Genomic DNA, 19,855 nt, shown 5'->3' on the forward strand with positions numbered 1-19,855 from the left:
GCCCACTTATCAACTAGACATTTAAGTGTCACCAATGAACCTTTCCTATTGCAGCGCAGGGAATTGCACATACTTGACTTGGGAAAATATCATGGTCGTAAAAATGTTTGGCGCCGACTCGGTTCAACCACAAACCCGTCTGCTCTTTTACACCCTCACGGTTCTGTGTTTGGTGTTATTGGGACTGCCAGCCAAAGCCATGACCACCCCAGCCATCAACAACCCGTCCACGGAGGCTCTGCTGAGTCTCAGCATCGAGGAACTGCTGCGCCTCGAGATCACCTCGGCGGCTAAAAAACCACAGGCCATCAGCAATACGGCCGCCGCGATTTTCGTCATCACCCAGGAGGACATCCGCCGCTGCGGGGCCACCAGCATTCCCGAGGTGCTGCGCCTGGCGCCAGGCGTCAATGTGGCGCGTATCGACGGCAATAAATGGGCCATCACCGTCCGCGGCTTTAACGGCCGGTTCGCCAACAAGCTGTTGATCCTCATGGATGGCCGAAGCGTCTACACGCCGCTCTTCTCGGGGGTTTACTGGGACGTGCAGGACACCCTGCTGGAAGATGTCGAACGCATCGAAGTGATCCGCGGCCCGGGCGCCACCCTGTGGGGTGCCAATGCGGTCAACGGCGTGATCAACATCATCACCCGGCACGCGGAAAAGACCCACGGCCTTCTGGTCAAGGGAGGCTACGGTAGCGAGGAACGAGGATTCGGTTCCGTTCGATACGGTGGCCAGGTGGGCGCACAGGGCAACTACCGGGCCTATGTCAAATACTTTAACCGGGATGGTCTCGATGCCATCGGCGGCGGCGAGGCGGCCGATGACTGGAGCGCTTTTCGCGGCGGTTTCCGCTACGACGGCAAACTAAGCTCCAGGGACACCCTGACCGTTCAGGGCGACGCCTACAGCGGATTCGAAGGGCAGACCAACGAAGAATACAGCCTGCTTCCGCCCGAATTTCGCACCGTATCCGATACCGACACCGATTTTTCAGGCGGCAATCTGCTGCTGCGCTGGCAACGGTCCCTTTCCGCTGAATCCAACCTGGCACTGCAGGCCTATTACGATCACACCCGGCGGGATGAAACAGCCCTACTGAAAGAAACCCGCGACACGCTGGATATCGACTTCCAGCACCGATTCCCCCTTGGGCGACGCCAGGAGGTCATCTGGGGCCTGGGCTACCGGGTCAATTGGGACGACATCGATCCGAACGAGCCGTTAATCATCTTTAACGATAACGACGAGACGGATCACATGCTCAGCCTCTTCATCCAGGACGAGATTGCCCTGAAAAACGATTTGTTGAGACTGATTCTCGGCACCAAGCTCGAACACAACGACTACACCGGTTTCGAACTGCAACCCAATGCCCGCCTGATCTGGACCCCCAATAAAAACCACTCCGCCTGGGCCTCCGTGTCCAGGGCGGTGCGTACCCCATCCCGGGTCGAGGAAGACGGCAGGATGTGGCTCTACTTGATGCCGTCAACACCGCCCGGGGTCATCGTCGCCTACGGCAACCGCGATTACGACAGCGAAGAGTTGCTGGCCTGGGAACTCGGTTACCGGGTCATGCCGACCTCGGTGTTTTCCCTGGACCTGGCTTTGTTCCTCAACATCTACGACAATCTGCGCTCTTTCGAGGCCCTGGCTCCTGACTTCTCCACGCTGCCGGAGGGCTACGTAAGAATTCCCGGAATTATTGACAACAAGCTAAAGGCTAAAACCTGGGGCTTCGAGGTGGCCAGCGACTGGCAGGTAGCCGATTTCTGGCGGCTTCAAGCGAGCTACAGCTATCTGCAGATGGATGTCGACACCGGCAGGGGCAGCCACGATACGGACAGCATCGACCTGATGGAGGGGACCAGTCCCAAACACCAGCTTTCCCTGCGCTCGTCGCTGGACCTGCCGCGCCAGGTCGAATTCGATCTCTGGCTGCGCTGCGCGGACGAGCTCGAATCCCTGGACATCAGCGGCTACCTAACCCTGGACCTACGCCTCGGCTGGCAGCCTTGTCCAGGCCTTGAGTTGGCCCTGGTCGGTCAAAATCTGCTGCAAGATAGCCACCAGGAATACGACCCGGAGTTCCAAACTCCGGCCTCAGAAGTGCCTCGCGGTATTTACGGCCACGCGGTCTGGCGCTATTAACCCGGGGCGAACCCATCAGGACAAAACGTGGTACCCAATTTATGAACCATTGCGTTTGGTCTAAACATATAGCGTTCTGGGCGGTTGTAGGGCTGGTTCTCCTCACCATACCGGTCACCGCTCGGGCTCAGTTTGAAAAAGAGCCGGTCATGACGGCCCTGCTGTATAATGTCGCTCGGTTTGTCACCTGGCCGGAAGGCTCCTTTGCAGATCAGGACGCCCCCCTGGTTATTGCCCTGCAGGGCGACGGTCCTCTGCAACAGGCGATCGCCAGCCTCAGCGGCAAACAGATCGAGGGCCGGACCATCATGATTCAGCGCCTGGCGTCAAATCAGCTTCCGGACCGGCATCAACCCTGCCATATCCTGTATATCCCTCAGAGCCCCTCGCAGACCCTAACAAACACCATGGAAGCGGTAGCAGGACAACCTATTCTAACTGTCAGCGATATGCAGGACTTCTCTCGCAAAGGGGGTATTCTTCACCTGGAGGGAGCCCAGAATGTCAGCTTTTCGCTTAACCTGGACAGTGCACAAAAAGCCGGTCTGGTCCTCAGTTCCAAATTGTTTCGTCTGGCCAACCTGGTCATCAAGGACGGGCAGGAAAGGGAGGGACCTTGAACTTGCCGGCAGCGGATATCCGTAACTGGTCCATAAAAAACAAGCTCAAAGCGGTGATTGTTCTTACCAGCCTTGCGGTGCTTCTGGTGCTGTTTCTGGTCTTTGCGGTGAACCAGCGCAACTTTCTGCGCAACTCCCTGTTACAGGAGATGGATGTTCTTTCCCGCAATATCGCTAACAACTGTGCGGCATCGGTTATTTTCAACGATCGTCCCACCGCCGGAGAAACCCTCGAATCTCTGCAAGCCAACCCGCAGGTGATCGCCGGCATCATCTACGATGCGGATGGGCAGGTTTTTTCCAGCTATTACAAGCAGCAGACCAACAACTCGCCCATGCCCTATCCACCTGATTTGCTCCTTAATGCCGGACATCTTTTCTCCGGCCGTCATCTAGACATCGTGCAGGACATCGGCCACGGTCGCGAGCACCTCGGCATTCTGCACCTGCGGACGAATCTGGACAAAATCGAAACGACCCTGATGCGATATATCGGTTTCGGCTTTTTAGGCCTGGGTGGTGCGTTCATTCTCGCCTGGCTGCTTGCCGACCGGCTGCAAGGGATTATTTCAAAACCAATCGAACAGCTGGCAACCGCCATGCGCGCGGTTTCTAAAGAACGGAACTATCGACGACGGGTCAAGATGAACCGTCAAGACGAGCTCGGCAGCCTGATTGAAGATTTCAATGAAATGCTGGTGCAGATCGAGATTCGTGATCAGGAATTGCGCAGCAAACAGAACAGACTCGATTATCTGGCGCACCACGACACCCTCACCGACCTGCCGAACAGGCTTCTATTTCACGACCGTTTACACCATGCCATAACCAAGGCCCGCCGTATGCAGGCAAAACTTGCCTTATTGTTTCTCGACCTCGATCGGTTTAAAACCATCAACGATTCCCTGGGCCATGAAGCGGGGGATCGGCTTCTGCAGGAAGTCGCCAAACGCCTGACCGGCATTATGCGTAAATCGGACACCCTGGCCCGACTCGGTGGCGATGAATTCGTTATCGCTTTGGAGCATAATACCGAAACGCATGAAATTATCACCGTTGCTCAAAAAATTCTCGATACTCTCTCTGCTGCTTATTTCATTAACGCTGAAGAGCTGTATATCACTGTCAGCATCGGCATCAGCCTCTTTCCAGCCAATGGCCTGACAGCTGAAACTCTTATGAAAAATGCCGATGTAGCCATGTACCGGGCCAAAGAAAAAGGCCGTAATAATTTTCAGTTTTTTACTGAAGACATGAACAAACTGGCCAAGGAGACCTTATTTCTGGAAAACAATCTGCGTAAGGCCATTGATAACCAGGAACTGGCCCTTCACTACCAGCCACAGGTGGAGATTGTCAGCGGGCAAATAATCGGCATGGAAGCTCTGGTCCGCTGGCATCATCCAAAGCTGGGAATAATCCCGCCCAACAAATTCATTCCCATGGCCGAAGAAACCGGCTTGATTATCCCTCTCGGCAAATGGGTGATTCACACCGCGTGTCACCAAAACCTGCAATGGCAGAAGGCCGGTCTTTCTCCTGGCAAGGTTGCCGTTAATATATCTCCTCGCCAGTTTCGTCAAAGCGATTTGGTAAAAACAGTCGCGCAGGCCCTGGCTGCTTCGGGCCTGGAAGCGAAATGGTTGGAACTTGAAATCACCGAAAACGTTCTGGTCGATGACCTCACACCAACTATTGCAGTAATGGAAGATCTTAATACCATGGGGGTCAGCCTGGCCATCGACGATTTTGGCACGGGCTATTCTTCATTGAATTACCTGCACCGTTTCCCCCTTTCCAAACTTAAAATCGATCAGTCTTTCGTGCAGAGCATAGGTGAACCGATGGGCAAGCATGCCATTGTTGAAGCCATCATTGCCCTGGCTCGTGCCCTGGACCTGGAAGTTATTGCCGAAGGGATCGAAAACCAGACTCATATTGCTTTTTTGAAAAGACACGGCTGCCGCTACGGGCAAGGGTTTTATTTCAGCAAACCCTTGCCGCAAAAAGCTTTCGAACAGTTTCTGTTGCGAGCTCAGCAGCCGCAACACACACACCCTGAAAATCCCCTTCGTAACTGATCTGCCCAAAAGCAGGCTCCATTCCCCTTTAAAACGGTACTCAACAGCCAATCGACCGGAACAAATTCAGCTCTCGCAGGTCGTTGCGCCTAATCCAAAAACAATTAAAAAACAAAAAAAAGGTTGACAGCCACCGCCGCCACATCCTCTATGAAAATGCGACGGAAAAAATTTGTCTGCCAGTCCTCTATTCTCGCCCCGGCGTTAGCTTCTTTTTATGCAAAAAATGTTTTAACCGCCGTTAAATAGCCACAACGGGAGCGATCTGCAAAACGCCAACGATTTCTCTGCTTCAATAGTATTTTTCTTTGGTAAACAACTCCTTGATATTTTTTGGATTTGTCCAACATGCTTTTAAGTTAATCGCAACGAGGACGAAACTGGCGTGGGTATTGCGTATACACAAAGCAACAGACCGCCACATGAATAAGATTTTGACACCTCTGTTGCCGGCAAGGTGACGCCAGAAAGGAATACCCGAATGAACGCCAAAATTACTCGCAACCTTTTCTTATCGGTCTTGCTACTTATTCTGACCGCTGCTTCAGCCTTTGCCGATACCGGTGACTTCGCTCTAGGTATCAAAGCCAGCACCCTGGGTGCCGGTGCCGAAGGGGTCGTCGGCCTGCTGCCTTCGCTGAATCTGCGAGGCGGTGCCAATGCATTGAGTGTCGATTTTGACATCAATACCAGCGATATCGATTACGATGTAGATGCCGACCTGCTGAATTTTCCGATTATGCTTGACTGGTACCCTTTTAAAAAATCGGGTTTTCGTATCAGTGCCGGAGCCTTGATCAACAAAAATGAAGCCGACATTGAAGCCTCATCCCAAAGCAGCTATACCCTTGATGGCACGACCTATACGGCGGCCCAACTTGGCACTTTAAACGGTAAAGTCGACTTCAACGAAGTAGCGCCCTATGTCGGTATAGGTTGGGGAAATGCCCTCGGCAAAAGCACACGCTGGTCCTTCAGCTGCGATTTCGGCGTGGTTTTCCAAGGCGAGGCCAATGTCGACCTTTCTGCCACCGGCCCGATTGCCTCGGACCCTACCTTTCAAGAAGATTTAGCCCGGGAAAAACGGGAACTGGAAGAGGAATTGGAGGATTACCAATACTATCCTGTCATTGCCCTCGGCATTACCTACAAATTCTAAAACACAGAGGCTCTAAAACAAAAGAGGCCCGGGCGTTTCGCCGAGCCTCTTTTGTTCTGAACGAAGCTCTCAAGTCTTGGCGGCCAGGACATAGCCTTATCAATCTTGGCAACAGAATAAGACAACAAAGTCTATTTATTGCGGTCAACAGACCAGACGGTTGCGGCCACTCTCCTTGGCCTGAAAAAGCAGGGTGTCGGCTTCATTGATCATCGCTTCGAGACTGGCACCCGGCTCCTTTGTAAGACCGATACTGACGGTCAAACGAATCGCCTCCGTACTGCCGGGAACCTCGAGGGAAGACAGCTCCAGGGTTCGTCGAATCGATTCGCAACACACGGCGGCATCCTCGCTGCCCTGGGGCAACAAGGCACAGAATTCCTCCCCGCCCATTCGAACGATAACAGCCTCGGCAGGCAGAGATTTCCGCAATACGCCAGCCACGTGCTGGATAGCCAGGTCTCCTGCGTCATGACCGAATCGGTCGTTGATTTTTTTGAAATGGTCGATATCGAACATGGCACAAGCCAGGGCCGCCCCTGTCTCGGCAGCCTGCTGCCAGACCCGAACGCCATTATCGAAAAGATGGCGCCGATTGGGGAGCCCAGTCATGAAATCGGTAACCGAAGCCGACCGAATGGCGGCAATATTTTCCAGGTTTTCGATATTCTGGCTGACCCGGCAGTAAAACTCCTCGGTGAGAAATGACTGCTTGATCATGAAATCGTTGGCACCGCATTTAAGGAAGCGCGCCGCCATGACATTGTCGCCCCGGGCCGATATGCCGATAATCGCCATATCGTCCTTGGACCATTGTTTACGCAAGTTCTGGGTTAGTTCAAAGCCATCCATATTCGGCATGTGAAAGTCAGTAATCACCAGCTTGATCTGCGGATGCTCCTCCATAACTTGCAAAGCCTCACGCCCATCAGAAGCTTCAAAAACCTTATACCTGTGGATGCGCAAGAGAGCCGCAATGGTTTCCCGGGGCAAGGCCGAATCGTCGACTATCAGCACCTCGGTCTGGGGATTACGTTCCAGGCGTCTCAACAGGGCCACCAGGTAATCCAGACTCTGCACCCCTTCTTTCAGGACATAATCGACAACCTTTTTCCCCCAGATCTGGTCGCGGACTTCCTTGCTGACCACGCTGGTAAAGACAATGACCGGGATATCGTACCCAACCAGTTGATCAACAATTTCTCCTTGCGGTGCATCGGGCAGATTAAAATTGACGATAGCTGCCACAAAATCGCTGGCATCGTCCTTGACCAACGTAATAGCCTCGGCCATGGTCGTTACCCAACGCACCTTGGCGCCGGTTTCGAGGGCCAGTTTGTTTTTAAGCATTCGGCCGAAAAAACTGGAGTCTTCAACCACGAGAATTTTTTTCATCTTGTCTCCTGCTATGATGCGGTAAGGTCCGGTTACTTTTTTTCGCTTCGGCCTTTGCAGGTGAGTATTGAGAACCACAAACACCATGCTGACCGCCCTTCACCTCGAGGATTCCTCTTAGGGACGCCTTTTAGTGCAAAAGCTGGTCCAACAATATATAACAGCCACCCACATTGCCCCACTTGACGAAATCCAGGAAAGCATCCTTCGCTAACCCCCTCAATTCGCCAGACGGGGGTAGAAGCTTCATCTCCATGAGGATCTACACTAAAATCCCTAGGTTTAAGCCAAAACTGTGGCATGCCCCACCGGAAAGGTCACCATTTGTGTGGCATGCCACGCCTTTAGGGTTAAGGATGAAAAGGGTGTAAAGGTCCACCATATTTTCGAAGTTTCCGAGCTTTCTCTCAGCCAGTTGGACGGATGGCTTCCCCCTTCACCCAACAGACCCGCCCTGGTCTGGAGCGATCATTTTTTCAACCTGATTCGCCTGATGAAATGGTGACGGCATAGCGCTCTTGATTGTACAACCGCAGGGAGTTACCATCAGGGGATCAGCAGTTTCAAAACCTTTCCCTTTACATGCTGGAATCATGTCGAAATCTGTTTCTTATCTGATACCCGTGGGGGCCGTTTGCGTCGAACAGGAAGTCAAACGAAGTCGTTTTATTGCCCGACTCGGACGAGCTGCCGACCGCCCGGCGGCGATGGACTTTCTCCATACCGCCCGCAGAGCTGATAGCTTAGCCCAGCACCACTGTTGGGCCTTTATTGCCGGCAACCCGGCAAAAAGCGATGTTCTCGGCATGAGCGATGACGGCGAACCGGCCGGCACCGCTGGCCGACCGATACTCAGCGCCTTGCAATACAGCGGCCTCGGCGAAATAGTTGCCGTGGTCAGTCGTTACTTCGGGGGCATCAAGCTCGGCACCGGCGGTTTGGTGCGAGCCTACAGCGGCGCGGTCCAACAAGCCCTGGGGGAACTGATCAAAGAACCCTTCGTCGAACGGATCGACAACCTGATCAGCCTGCCCTTTGCTCTCGAAGATCCGGTCCGACGCTTGCTGAGCGAACTGCAAGTGGATATCACTCAGGCAGATTATAGCCATGAAGTCACCCTGACGGTGGCCATAGCCAGCGGCCAGCTTGTCGAATTGGAAGAAAGACTTTCCAATTGCTGCCAGGGACGTTTCAGAATGCGACGGGCAAAACAAACCACTATAGATAATAGCGGAAGCTAGCTCCCATCAGTCTGAGCTGCCGATTCTGCGGGGTGCGTTTTTCTGGTAAAATATCTAAGGAGCGAGTCTTTCTGACGAAATAACAGGATTATTGCACAGGAAGAGAGGATACAAGGCGAATGCGAGGGAGAGACCAAAAGTATTCAACCACGAAGCTTTCGCGGCCATTATCAAAACAGAGCATGCTCTGTCTGGCCCTGCTCCTGGCAGGACTACTTGCTTCTCCGCACACAAGCCATAGTGAAATCCACAGCTATGAGGATGAACACGGCACCGACATATTTGTCGACGACGCTTACCTTTCCCCCACGGAGCGCCAGGACCTGCAGAAAAAAGTCCTGGAATCTGAAAAAGCCAAACGTAAATCTCTAACGACTTCAGTGAAAGTTTACGGCAACCAGGTCGTGGTGCCGGTAGAAATCAGCGACGGCCAGCGCCAGGTCAGCGCCCGCTTGTTGCTCGATACGGGTGCGTCACAAACCGTCTTCCATCACCATGTCGTGGCGCCCCTGCGAACTAAACATCTCGGGAAGGGCTGGTCACGACTTGCAGGGGGGCAGCTTATCCCTACCGACAGGGTCCGTTTGGAGGTCTTGACTGTCGGCCCCTATACCTGGGAAGCTCCTGCCGTCTCCTTGATCGAACTCAGCGGCCCGGACGCTCCCTTCGACGGTCTGCTGGGCATGGATTTTCTCAGGCAGCACCAGTACCGCATCGATTTTCAACAGCAGGTCATTCACTGGCAGTCTTCTAATTGATTGCCGGCATCTGGCCACGACCTTATTTTTAGGATAAAGTTTAAAAACCCCCAGTTACAACAACGTTCGTAAAAGAGGCCCTATAGGGAAGGGGCGCCTCATGCCGAAACTGCCGTCCAACATTGATGTAAACGACCTTTATTACCGGCTGTTCAGCCATTTGCCCGATTGTCTGGTGGTGATTGACCGGCAACACCGTGTTGTCCTGTCCAACTGGCGCGGCGGTTTTGAAGATGTTCCTGTTGATAAACGGGAGGGCATGCCCCCCTGTGCCGCTATCTTTCATCCGGATGATGACATCCCCTTTAACACCTGCCCGGCCACTGAGGTCTTTCGTAGCGGCCGGACGACCAATCGCGAATTCCACACCTCCCCTATCGGCACCTTCGAGTGCCGCGCCTTTCCAATTTTTGACCAGACCGGAGACGAGGTCATCTACGTCGCTCTGCAGATTAGCAACGTTTCCGAGCGCAAAGAATTGGAAAAACAGCTCACCCTCTGTCAGAGGATGGAAACCGTCTCCTGCATGGCGGCCGGTCTGGTCCACGACTTCAACAACCTGCTCACCGTAGTCGGCGGTTTTGGCCGCATTCTGCACCAGGCCCAAACCGAACCTAATCTGCAACAGGCCGCGCAGGCCATTCTGGATGCCGAACAGCGCGCTAGAGCCCTTTTAGATCGGCTGATGATGATCGGCGAGGGCCATCACGACCAAGCCGTGGAACTTAATCTCAATAACCTGATCGGCGATCTGGAAAGGCTGCTGCGAAGCATGCTCGAACCAAAGGTCGAGCTCGACATCCAACTCGATCCGGCCCTGACATCCATTCATGGCAAGGCCGACGAACTGGAACAGGTCATCCTTAACCTGGCGATAAATGGCCGCGATGCCATGACCCATGGCGGGCGACTGACCATTTCCACGGCCAACCAACTACTGCCATGGGGCATCGACAGTACCGGCAGCATCCTCCCTCCCGGCCCCTACGTGGTGCTGACCGTTACCGACACCGGGCACGGCATGGATGAAACCACTCGGGAGAAAATCTTCGAACCCTTCTTCACCAACCAGAAGAGCCACAAAGGAACCGGCCTCGGCATGACGGTCGTCTTCAGTATCGTCAAACGCCACCTCGGTCACATCTCGGTTGCCAGTAGCCCGGACGGCGGCACCACCTTCGAGATCTATCTGCCTCACAACGATAAAAACCCGCCAGCAGACCTTTGATCACTACCCCGTTTCATCTGCTCAATCCGCCGCACCCTTCACTGGAGCGGTCGGGTCCCCGATCACCTTGCGCAGTACCAGCACCTGCAAAAAAAACGGCACGCTGTAAGTCGCAGCAAAAGTCGCTTCGGCAGGGCCGAAAAACTGGGCGCTGAAGGCTAGGATCAGGATGTAATTGGGGAACAAAGTACAAACCAGAGCCGTGGCGCGAAATTCCGGCTTGGTACCACGGAATAGCAGCGGCCCGGCGAGCAAAACCACCGTTACCAGCAGGGTTCCTGCCGCCATTGCCTCCAGTGCCAGGGCGGCATTGTGCAGAAAGTAATGGGAGTAGCGGGAGAAAACCCCGAGGTTGGTCAAGGCCACCGCCAGCAAGGACAACGGGTAGCTGCGCTGCAGCAACCAGTCGGCGGGGCGCGGCAACCAGCGAATGCAGGCCCGGCCGGCCAGCGCCGGAACAAAAACCATCAACGCCAGCATTTGAATCATGGCCCCGACCCCCACCTGCAGGTACTGCCCGACCAATCCGGACACCAGGGGTGGCAAGGTAAATGGCATCAACAGGGAGGAGAGGATCACCACCGCCGCCGTCAGGCCCACATCGGCTTGAAACAGGCGCGCAAAGAAGGGCGCCAGCACCGCCGTAGAAGCTCCGGCCACCAGCAAGGCTGCCAACCGGTAGTCCGGCCAGCAATAGTGATAGAGGGCGAAAGCCGCCACCGGCAACAGCAGACACTTGACCGTCAACAGACGTAGAGTGTCGAGAGGGGCGTTCCTGGCACAACGGAATACCTGACCTAAGTCAACCGCCAAAAAGGACAGAAACAGCAGAAACATCACACAAGCCATGGGCACCGTCTTGAACGGCGCCGCCAGTTCCGGCAGTAGAATGCCAAGTAACATGGTGGCGTAAGTAATAACTAGCAATAGAGCGTCTTGCTTACGAAACATAGTCCTCTCGATTGAAGAGTTCAGGTTATTTCAAAACAGCCGGCAAGGAATGACTCGGTACTATGCAGTCAACTCTCAGCAAAGGCAAGAACTAACTAGCACCGCAAAAGTAGCATTTCGCCTTGCTCAACACCTGGCTGGCTTGGTACTTTTCCTAGAAAGGCCGTCCCTAAACTTCTACTCGAAGGTCCTCGCAATTCTGTTCCAACCGATCCCCAAGCCAACCTGTCAACGAATGGCTGGTTCAATAAGAGCTTTGCCATCTGATATCGCCGCAAACCCTTGACATTTACCATCTGAATGATCAAGCTGTTGACAGCTAAATGACTGACAAACAATTACCTAGCAACCAGATATCAGTTCACACGAGGGACATGTGAATCACAGCGCTCTAGCCACAACCGACCAGGAAGCAACGGAACAGGATTGCCTGGCTCTATACGACGAACAGGACCGGCAATTAATGAAGCTGGCGTCGGCCGCAAAAAACCGGAGCATTGACCGGGCAGAAGAGATTCTACGTTTTGCAGAAACAGCGGGATGGAAGCGAATCGGCATAGCCCATTGCGTTGCCGTGGCAAAAGAAGCGGCCCTTCTCGAGCAACGCCTTGGACAGACCCTTGACATAACACGGGTCGACTGCAAGGTTTGCCGCATCCCGGCCGATGCCCTGGTACCAGGTGATCGCGGCACCTCCTGCAATCCGATTGGCCAGGCCATTCTGCTGGCTGAAAAGGGTACCGAACTCAACATTGCCATGGGCCTGTGCCTTGGACATGACCTGCTGTTCTCCAAGCACTCCAAGGCGCCGGCAACTACCTTGGTGGTAAAAGACCGGGTTCATAGACACAATCCCATCGCCGCACTAAAGTAAAGAGTAAGTGTTTTTATCCAATTTTTTTCAGGAGGAAAAATGAAGACCTGGCAAATCTTTGCCGCTGTTTTGCTATCAGCTACCCTGTCTGTGGGTAATGCTCAAGCCGACACCCGCGGCGTTAAACGCTTCGCTTGCATCGAAATGCGCTGGCTGGTACCCGATGGAAGCGAAACCGTCAGCATAGAATTTGTCCAAAGAGGAGAATCCTTTGCCCGGCTGACTATCAGCCCGCAAGAACGCTTTCGGCAGTTTAATTTCTCTACCGATGCAATCCTCGCCGAAGGACGGATGCGCTTGCACCTAGACAAGGAACAAAATAAGGGGATTCTCAATCTCGACAGCCTCAGCTATCGTTGTTACGGACCTGCGGAACAAGCCTTTTCCGGTCCTCTAATGGAATTCGATCTGCCGGTAAAGCCCTAAAGTATAATGCTCTATCTTTGTCATTAAAAAGGCCGGTCCAACCTGGTGGTTGAACCGGCCTTTTTCTTAAGACAGCTCGCCTTATTTATTAAATAGCCCCTTGAGTTTTTCCTTGGCGGCCTCAACTTCTCCAGCGGCTTTTTCTCCCACCTGCTCTACAGCTTTTTGACCAATTTGCTCGGCCCCGCCCTGCAGATCCTGCAGACCCTTGCTAAGCACACCGCTCACATCCGGAGAGGAAATCTTGCCGTAGAGGGCGGCAAAAATTTCACGGGCGGCCTCTGCCGGAGAAACACCGTCCTTTTTCTGACCGACATTAGTCAATTTAATCTCCGGTAATTTGGCACTGATTTCCTGGCCCGCGAGGCCTTTCACAGCCAGATGCACCTGGCCATCACGAATAACCAGTTCACGGATCAAAAGCTTTTTACTACTCTCGCCGCTGTCGGCAGAAGCCTTAGAGCTTCCTCCCCCTGCCTCCTTGGCAATATTTCTTTGCAACGCCTTGAAATTATCGCTTCCGGCACCCTTTTCGTAATAGATATCCGGCCCGACGACTTCAATACGTTCAATAATGATCGTTTCGCCGGTCAAGGACTTCTCATCGACATCGACATAAATCGACTTGACGGCCACGGCATGAGGAGAATTGAACCCCTTCGGGTTACCGAGCAGAAATTTCTGCAAGGTAACCTGACCGGACAAGAGGCTCACATCGACATCCCCCAGGCGCAATTCGGTGCCGGTAATCTTCGGACCCTGGGTGTTGACAGCCTTTTTGATGAGCGGTCCAAGATTGGACAGACCAAAAATCACCACCACTGCGGCAAGAACAACGACCGCAGCAATAAAAAACCACAGCTTTTTCATAATGACGAATCTCCTTGTTGATACCGATTGGTGGGCCCTGTTGCGTAACCCACGGGCGAGCATTACGGACTTGCTCTTTTAACAAAACTTGTTTAGCAAGAAAGCACCAAACCTGAAGCCATGGCGCTTGGACAAAACAACCCAGGCAGCCGCCCTGCCAGGTGACGATCTATTCATCTATACCTTATCCTCTTTGACAGCGTAAATCAATTGGCGGATCATAATGTCTACTGCAGCCAGAAGCGCTATCGGCTCCATCAACAAAATCTTGTACTCAACCAAACACTACGGCTCGGCGATAAGCGTTGCCCAGTCTGTTATCCGCCACCCTTTCGTGTCATAATAAACGGTCATTATTCTTTCAGTCTCTCATTACAGGATGTTGTCATGGTCAAAGCTGTTTTCTGGGATAACGACGGAGTCTTGGTCGACACCGAACATCTCTACTTTGAGGCCAGTCGCGATGCCTTGCGACAAGTCGACATTGAGCTGAGCATAGAACAATTCGCCCACATAAGCCTCGGCCTTGGGAAAAGCTCCCTCTGCCTCGCCTCCGAGCAAGGCGTCAGCGACAGAACCCTGGAGACTTTGCGGCAGCACATAAACCAACGCTACGCCGAACTGTTGCAAAACGGCGCCGCCCCCATGGCCGGCGCTTCGGAAACCCTGCAAGCCCTTCACGGCAAGGTTGCCATGGCCATCGTAACCAGCTCCAGACGAGAGCATTTTGATCTCATCCATCAAAACAATGGTCTTTTGGGGTTTTTCGATTTTATTTTGACGCGAGAAGACTATCAATACAGCAAACCCAACCCCGAGCCCTATCTTAAGGCACTAAAGATCAGCGGCCTGCAAGCCGAGGAATGTCTGGTGATTGAAGATACTCGCCGCGGATTTGAAGCCGCCCGGCAAGCCGGCCTGCGTTGCGTGGTCTTGCCCAACCGATTGACCCCTAACAACGAATTCAACGGTGCTTTTCAAGTCATCCGCAAACTACAGGAAGTCCCCCCCTGGTTCTGGGAGAAATCTCTTCCGCGCCGCTTCCGCTGCCCCCTGGCTAAACTTCCGGTACAGTCGGAAAAAAGCCAAAGAGGTTTACATTTTTCCATGAAAGAACTAATATTCTCCAATAGTTGATATCCTGGCAACAAAGATTCTTCCCTCAGTAACAGGCGGTCATAATCGTGGACAACACCACTGCCAAAAACAACGACCTTGTCCCTTTCCACGCTCGGCACAACCTGTTAATGCTGGTTTTGCTATTCACTATCTTTCTGGCTTTCTGTTTTCTGCTGGTTCAGAACTTCCGTGTAAAAACAAAAACGGAACAACAGGTGCTGCAGAATCATTTTTCTGAGCGGGCCAAATCCATCGACGGTCTACTTGGGAATATCCGTAGCCAGGTGCGCACCCTGCAACTCGGTGCGGAAGCCGATCTGGCCAACCGAGCCCGACACCAGGGCCAGCCAGTCCCATTGGCCTTTGGTGAGTTGAACGACAACTCTGAAGGCAACTATTTCCATCTGGACGACTTCCGTCCTCTGTTCAGCGAGGAAATGGTCGGCAACCTGACAGGCATGGGCAGTATCGAGAAGCGCAGTCCTGATTTTTATCGGGAAATGCATATGGCTCTCGATCTTAATCACCGCTTTCATGCTATTCACGAAAACTTCACCGACCTTGCCTGGGTTTACTACCTCTCCAAGAACGATTTCATCAATATTTACCCTTGGGTCTCGGCCGCTGATTTTCGTTATAGTTCCCGGCTGAAAGAGCACGATTTTTACCAGCTCGGTTTGCCGGAGCAGAACCCCACCCGACAGACATTCTGGACCCAAGCTTATCTCGATGAATATGGGAAAGGGCTGATGACCACCTGCTCGGCTCCGGTCTATGATGGAAAGCGCTTTCTGGGCATCGTCGCCATCGACCTGACCACCGAGTACTTTTCCTCTTTGGTTAAAGACTTCGAGACCGACTCTGGCTCACTGCTGCTAACCAACAAGGAACAGCAGGTTCTGGCACATCCGAATCTCATCAATACCGCCAGCGCAAGCCCCCCCACCTTACAAGAAACCTTACCGGACCAATTACTAGAGGCAGGGACCGATCTTGAATCTCTTCCGGCCTGGCAACTCAACAAACTCGGTTCCTGGTCCGTATTGCGTGCCCCTTGGAAAACGCACCGTGGCAAATTGTTTTTTATCAGCAGCGGCCATCCTTGCCCAAGGCCTTCGTCGCCCATCTGGGTGGCGGAGCGCTGACTGCCTTGCTGATGTTGCTTGGCATGATCAGCACCATGGCCTTTCTTAATCACTGGCATATTGTCTGGCCATCGGAACAGATGCTCCGTTTTATTAACGCCCTTGATCGGCGCAAAGCCCCGCTAATTGATTCCCGCATCCCCGTTGTATGGCGGCCCCACTTCGCCAATATCGAAAAGATCTTTCGCGACAACCAGGCCCTGGCCGAAGAGAACCGACAGCAAATCGAAATGCTTGATCAGCGAGTCAAGGAACGAACTATCGAACTGGAGCGTCTGAACCTGGCTTTACGCGAAGAGATCGAAGAGCGTTCCAAAGCTGAAGGAGCTCTGCGACTGGTGAACCAGAAGATGCAGGAACTTTCTCTGGTCGATGGCTTAACCGGCATACCCAATCATCGAAAATTCGATGAATACCTGAATTTTTGTTGGAGCCAGATGTTGCGGGAGCAGTCGCCTATTTCGATCATCATGTGTGACATCACCTACTTAAAGCAGTTCAACGACACCTATGGTCATCAAGCCGGAGACCGTTGTCTGCAAGAAATTGCACAAGCCATTCAGGCATCGCTGCAACGGCCTACCGATATGGTCGCTCGCTACGGCGGCGAAGAGTTTTTCATTTTGCTGCCCGGTACCGACCACGCCGGCGCCAAACGGGTGGCAACCAGCATTCAACAGACTCTCGCCAACCTGCAAATCCCCCATTCCGGCCCCTTGTCCGACTCCTGCGTGCGCTTCAGCCTGGGCATGGCAACTTCGATACCGACCCATGGCGGCTCTCCCGAATCGTTGATGGAAGCTGCCGATCAATCCTTGTTTCGGGCCAAGGAAACCGGCCGCAACCGGGTTGTCGCTCTGCCCGTCAAACGCTGACCCCAGTTCCTTTTGGAGAGTTTTCGATGAATGTCAGTACCGTCAACCAGATGCGGGCTATGGACCGCGCCGCCATTGAGCAATATGGCATTGCGGAAGAATTGTTGATGGAAAACGCCGGTCAGGCGGCCTGCACCGTTCTTCAGAGCATGGCCCCCATCGCCGGACGACGCGTATTGATTTTTTGCGGTCTCGGCAACAATGGTGGCGACGGACTGGTATTGGCCCGCAAGCTTCACTCTCTGTCCGCCAAGGTTCAGGTCTATCTGCTGGGGGATCCAAACCGATTCACCGGCGCGGCGCGACTCAACCTTGACATCGTCCGCCGTCTGCCCCTGAATATGAGCCAGCTCAACGCCTGCGACACTCTGGCTGATGAATTAACCGACTGCGATACGGTTGTCGACGCCCTTTTCGGCACCGGCCTGAGCCGCGAAATCAGCGGTTTGCAGGAACAGGTCATCGAGCTGATCAACAACAGCGGAAAACCGGTATTGAGCCTCGACATCCCTTCCGGTGTGGATGGAGACACAGGCCAGATATTGGGAACAGCTGTTCAGGCCACAGCCACCGTAACTTTCGGCCTGCCTAAAATCGGCAACCTGCTCTATCCCGGCTTTGCCCTTTGCGGCACCTTGCATGTCAGCCACATTTCCTTTCCTCTGGCCCTGACCGAGGACAAACAACTGCAGGTAGCGATCAACCATCCGCCCCCCCTGCCACCCCGGGATGTTACCGGCCACAAAGGCAGCTTTGGCCAGGCCCTGTTCATCGCCGGTGCCGCCAGCTACTTGGGTGCGCCGCGCTTCGCCGCCCTGTCCTTTCTCAAGGCCGGGGGCGGCTACAGCCGACTGGCGACACCAGAGACTATCGTCCCCTATTTGTCCATGCAGGCAGGCGAGGTGGTCTTTGTGCCTCAATTGACGACCCATTCCGGAAGTATCGCCCTGAGCAACCGCGCTGCCCTGCTTGAACTTGCCGCCAGCCAGGATTTCGCGGTGATCGGTCCCGGCCTCTCCCTGGACCCTCAAAGCCAACAATTGGTTTGCGAATTAGTAGCTACCCTCGATATTCCACTATTGATCGACGCTGACGGCATAAGCGCCCTCTGCGCCAAACCGGAAATTCTGCAACAGAGAACCGCACCGACGGTACTCACCCCCCATCTCGGTGAAATGGCCCGGCTGACCGGTTACAGCATTACCGAAATCGAACAGGATAAAATCGGCATATTGCGACAGGCGGCAGCCAAACTGCAGGCGGTCATCGTCCTCAAAGGCCCTCATACCCTTATCGGAACCCCAGACGGCCAGATCTTCATCAACCTGTCCGGCAATAGCGGCATGGGCTCTGCCGGCACCGGTGACACCTTAACGGGGACCATTGCCGCCGCGTTCTGTCTCGGCCTTCCCTTTGTTGACGCCGTTTGTAAAGGGGTATTGCTGCACGGCCTGGCTGGCGATCTGGCCGCCGAGGCTCTTGGTGAGGACGGCATGACCGCCGGGGATATTCTCGATTACCTTCCGACGGCTTTGCAGATGGAACGCAACGGTCTTCCGGCCTCCCTGGCCCTTCGATATAGCGGCCCCCTGCCAGTCTGAATCCAATCATTGTTCCGTTTTCCCATTACACTCCCTGCGTTTGGCGGCAATTACAGGGGCGGTAAAAGGCGTGAGGCGTAATCCAAAAATATTGCCCATGTACCTGAACCGAAGTGTTACCTATATATACGAACCGTACCTGGCAGCCATTTTTTGCCTACTTTTTGTTGGCTTGAACAAAAAGCAGGGCGACTGGCGGACCGCGACCCGCTGGCCTTGCTCTATCGATGGCAACTAATCACAACCCGCTTCATTCCGAAAAACAAAAAGGCCGATGGCAACACAACAGTCGCCACCGGCCCTTTTGAATCAACTTGCAACATGGTCAATAGGCATGATCATCCGCGGTCACCTCTTCGACAGTGACCGGCGCTCGGAAGATTCGATACGTCCAGATCTTATAAGCAATGACAATGGGCACGAAAACAAAAGCCACCACAGTCATGATTCCCAAGGTATAAGGACTCGACGACGAATTAAAGATGGTCAGACTCGACGCCGTATCAAGGCTGGAAGGAATCAGGTTGGGGAACAACCCAACCAGGGCGGTCGCTACCACCAGTAGAATAGTGGCACAGGAGGCGGCGAAAGCCTTAAGCAACTTGCCGCGGCCGAGCATGATACGCACCACGATCAATTCCAGGGCCGTCAACAGCGGCACCGCCCACAATGCTGGCTGAGCATAGTAATTGTCATACAGGAGGGTAGCCTTAGCAGTCGCGGCCAGGAAGACAACGGCGATCAGCAGCACCACCGGCCAAAGCATTTTGGCGGTGCGCCGGGCGCGCTCTTTGAGCTCCCCGGTCGTCTTGACCGACAGGTAGAGGGCACCGTGCTGCAGAAATAGCCCGACGAAGAGCAAACCGGTGAGCAGGCCGTAAGGATTGAGCAGGCCGATCAACGAGCCGTGATAGCCGGAGGCATCCATGGCCAGGCCGCCGAAGATATTGCCAAAGGCGACTCCAAACAGCAGGGCCGGCAAAAAGCTGCAGACTAAAATAGCAATGTCCCAGCCCTTCTTCCAACCGAGGCCGTCCATCTTGCCACGGAACTCAAAGGAGACACCGCGCACGATGAGCGAAAAGAGCAGAATCAGCAGGGCGCTGTAGAGATAGCTGAACATCAGGGCATAGGTAGTGGGAAAGGCGGCAAAAGTGGCGCCGCCGGCAGTAATCAGCCACACCTCGTTGCCATCCCATACCGGCCCGAAGGTATTGATCACCACCCGCTTTTCCGCATCGTTACGGGCGACAAAGTTCATTAACATGCCGGCGCCGAGGACAAAACCATCGAGCATGAAATAGACCGCCCACAATACTCCCCAGAGCACGAACCAGGTAATTTGCAGCTCCAT

17 protein-coding genes are annotated in these 19,855 nt (G+C 53.9%); 13 read left to right on the forward strand and 4 right to left on the reverse strand.

All coding sequences use genetic code 11. The features are described from left to right. Positions 1-91 precede the first annotated feature (91 nt). The 4 genes from A7E78_RS08925 to A7E78_RS08940 all read left to right on the forward strand — a co-directional run bounded on the left by A7E78_RS08925 (position 92) and on the right by A7E78_RS08940 (position 6,018). Positions 92-2,158 (forward strand): TOL_0244 family TonB-dependent receptor, encoded by a 2,067-nt coding sequence (locus A7E78_RS08925; protein WP_158516092.1) that lies wholly within the window; start codon positions 92-94, stop codon positions 2,156-2,158. 149 nt (positions 2,159-2,307) lie between these two features. Further along, a complete protein-coding gene (locus A7E78_RS08930; protein ID WP_072283891.1) occupies positions 2,308-2,778 on the forward strand; it encodes a YfiR family protein in 471 nt (156 codons plus the stop codon). Further along, on the forward strand, positions 2,775-4,859 hold the full coding sequence (locus A7E78_RS08935; RefSeq protein ID WP_072283892.1) for a bifunctional diguanylate cyclase/phosphodiesterase: 2,085 nt from the start codon (positions 2,775-2,777) through the stop codon (positions 4,857-4,859). Before A7E78_RS08930 ends, A7E78_RS08935 begins: the two co-directional genes overlap by 4 nt. A 481-nt stretch (positions 4,860-5,340) precedes the next feature. After that, positions 5,341-6,018, forward strand: a complete 678-nt coding sequence (locus A7E78_RS08940) for a hypothetical protein (protein ID WP_083552937.1) — start codon at positions 5,341-5,343, stop codon at positions 6,016-6,018. 144 nt (positions 6,019-6,162) lie between these two features. On the opposite strand, the gene A7E78_RS08945 is transcribed toward A7E78_RS08940, so the two are convergent. Continuing rightward, positions 6,163-7,413, reverse strand: a complete 1,251-nt coding sequence (locus tag A7E78_RS08945) for a diguanylate cyclase (RefSeq protein WP_072283893.1) — start codon at positions 7,411-7,413, stop codon at positions 6,163-6,165. 593 nt (positions 7,414-8,006) lie between these two features. On the opposite strand from A7E78_RS08945, the gene A7E78_RS08950 reads away from it, so the two are divergent. The 3 genes from A7E78_RS08950 to A7E78_RS08960 all read left to right on the forward strand — a co-directional run bounded on the left by A7E78_RS08950 (position 8,007) and on the right by A7E78_RS08960 (position 10,640). Beyond that, a complete protein-coding gene (locus A7E78_RS08950; protein ID WP_072283894.1) occupies positions 8,007-8,654 on the forward strand; it encodes a YigZ family protein in 648 nt (215 codons plus the stop codon). Between the two features lie 119 nt (positions 8,655-8,773). Further along, positions 8,774-9,412, forward strand: coding sequence for a retropepsin-like aspartic protease (locus A7E78_RS08955; RefSeq protein ID WP_083552943.1), 639 nt, complete (start codon positions 8,774-8,776; stop codon positions 9,410-9,412). Between the two features lie 100 nt (positions 9,413-9,512). Next, a complete protein-coding gene (locus tag A7E78_RS08960) occupies positions 9,513-10,640 on the forward strand; it encodes a two-component system sensor histidine kinase NtrB (protein WP_072283896.1) in 1,128 nt (375 codons plus the stop codon). A gap of 21 nt (positions 10,641-10,661) precedes the next feature. Here A7E78_RS08960 and A7E78_RS08965 read toward each other — a convergent pair whose 3' ends face one another. Then, positions 10,662-11,591, reverse strand: a complete 930-nt coding sequence (locus tag A7E78_RS08965) for a bile acid:sodium symporter family protein (RefSeq protein WP_072283897.1) — start codon at positions 11,589-11,591, stop codon at positions 10,662-10,664. 376 nt (positions 11,592-11,967) lie between these two features. On the opposite strand from A7E78_RS08965, the gene A7E78_RS08970 reads away from it, so the two are divergent. Together A7E78_RS08970 and A7E78_RS08975 are read left to right on the forward strand one after the other, a co-directional pair. Then, the gene (locus A7E78_RS08970; protein WP_072283898.1) at positions 11,968-12,465 is read left to right on the forward strand and encodes a DUF1847 domain-containing protein; all 498 of its coding nucleotides are present in this window, start codon (positions 11,968-11,970) and stop codon (positions 12,463-12,465) included. Between the two features lie 39 nt (positions 12,466-12,504). After that, positions 12,505-12,891, forward strand: a complete 387-nt coding sequence (locus tag A7E78_RS08975) for a hypothetical protein (protein WP_072283899.1) — start codon at positions 12,505-12,507, stop codon at positions 12,889-12,891. A gap of 81 nt (positions 12,892-12,972) precedes the next feature. On the opposite strand, the gene A7E78_RS08980 is transcribed toward A7E78_RS08975, so the two are convergent. Further along, a complete protein-coding gene (locus tag A7E78_RS08980) occupies positions 12,973-13,761 on the reverse strand; it encodes a DUF748 domain-containing protein (RefSeq protein WP_072283900.1) in 789 nt (262 codons plus the stop codon). Positions 13,762-14,148: 387 nt separating this feature from the next. On the opposite strand from A7E78_RS08980, the gene A7E78_RS08985 reads away from it, so the two are divergent. The 4 genes from A7E78_RS08985 to A7E78_RS09000 are packed head-to-tail and all read left to right on the forward strand — an operon-like array spanning position 14,149 to position 18,501. Next, positions 14,149-14,898, forward strand: a complete 750-nt coding sequence (locus A7E78_RS08985) for an HAD family hydrolase (protein ID WP_072283901.1) — start codon at positions 14,149-14,151, stop codon at positions 14,896-14,898. A 47-nt stretch (positions 14,899-14,945) separates the two neighbouring features. Beyond that, positions 14,946-16,025 (forward strand): cache domain-containing protein, encoded by a 1,080-nt coding sequence (locus A7E78_RS08990; RefSeq protein ID WP_072283902.1) that lies wholly within the window; start codon positions 14,946-14,948, stop codon positions 16,023-16,025. Further along, positions 15,983-16,900 (forward strand): diguanylate cyclase, encoded by a 918-nt coding sequence (locus A7E78_RS08995; RefSeq protein WP_072283903.1) that lies wholly within the window; start codon positions 15,983-15,985, stop codon positions 16,898-16,900. Before A7E78_RS08990 ends, A7E78_RS08995 begins: the two co-directional genes overlap by 43 nt. Positions 16,901-16,926: 26 nt before the next feature. Further along, positions 16,927-18,501 (forward strand): bifunctional ADP-dependent NAD(P)H-hydrate dehydratase/NAD(P)H-hydrate epimerase, encoded by a 1,575-nt coding sequence (locus tag A7E78_RS09000; RefSeq protein ID WP_072283904.1) that lies wholly within the window; start codon positions 16,927-16,929, stop codon positions 18,499-18,501. Between the two features lie 325 nt (positions 18,502-18,826). On the opposite strand, the gene cydB is transcribed toward A7E78_RS09000, so the two are convergent. Next, positions 18,827-19,855: a cytochrome d ubiquinol oxidase subunit II gene (gene cydB, locus A7E78_RS09005; protein WP_072283905.1), complete on the reverse strand. Its 1,029-nt coding sequence runs from the start codon at positions 19,853-19,855 to the stop codon at positions 18,827-18,829.

The sequence above is a fragment of the Syntrophotalea acetylenivorans genome, from assembly GCF_001887775.1.
GTDB classification, from domain to species: Bacteria; Desulfobacterota; Desulfuromonadia; order Desulfuromonadales; family Syntrophotaleaceae; genus Syntrophotalea_A; species Syntrophotalea_A acetylenivorans.

Excerpts from the sequence above, each read along its gene's own strand:
- A7E78_RS08925 (WP_158516092.1), top strand. The coding sequence starts at position 92 with ATGGTCGTAAAAATGTTTGGCGCCGACTCGGTTCAACCACAAACCCGT.
- A7E78_RS08930 (WP_072283891.1), top strand. The coding sequence starts at position 2,308 with ATGACGGCCCTGCTGTATAATGTCGCTCGGTTTGTCACCTGGCCGGAA.
- A7E78_RS08940 (WP_083552937.1), top strand. The coding sequence starts at position 5,341 with ATGAACGCCAAAATTACTCGCAACCTTTTCTTATCGGTCTTGCTACTT.
- A7E78_RS08945 (WP_072283893.1), bottom strand. The coding sequence starts at position 7,413 with ATGAAAAAAATTCTCGTGGTTGAAGACTCCAGTTTTTTCGGCCGAATG.
- A7E78_RS08950 (WP_072283894.1), top strand. The coding sequence starts at position 8,007 with ATGTCGAAATCTGTTTCTTATCTGATACCCGTGGGGGCCGTTTGCGTC.
- A7E78_RS08955 (WP_083552943.1), top strand. The coding sequence starts at position 8,774 with ATGCGAGGGAGAGACCAAAAGTATTCAACCACGAAGCTTTCGCGGCCA.
- A7E78_RS08960 (WP_072283896.1), top strand. The coding sequence starts at position 9,513 with ATGCCGAAACTGCCGTCCAACATTGATGTAAACGACCTTTATTACCGG.
- A7E78_RS08965 (WP_072283897.1), bottom strand. The coding sequence starts at position 11,591 with ATGTTTCGTAAGCAAGACGCTCTATTGCTAGTTATTACTTACGCCACC.
- A7E78_RS08975 (WP_072283899.1), top strand. The coding sequence starts at position 12,505 with ATGAAGACCTGGCAAATCTTTGCCGCTGTTTTGCTATCAGCTACCCTG.
- A7E78_RS08980 (WP_072283900.1), bottom strand. The coding sequence starts at position 13,761 with ATGAAAAAGCTGTGGTTTTTTATTGCTGCGGTCGTTGTTCTTGCCGCA.
- A7E78_RS08985 (WP_072283901.1), top strand. The coding sequence starts at position 14,149 with ATGGTCAAAGCTGTTTTCTGGGATAACGACGGAGTCTTGGTCGACACC.
- A7E78_RS09000 (WP_072283904.1), top strand. The coding sequence starts at position 16,927 with ATGAATGTCAGTACCGTCAACCAGATGCGGGCTATGGACCGCGCCGCC.
- cydB (WP_072283905.1), bottom strand. The coding sequence starts at position 19,855 with ATGGAGCTGCAAATTACCTGGTTCGTGCTCTGGGGAGTATTGTGGGCG.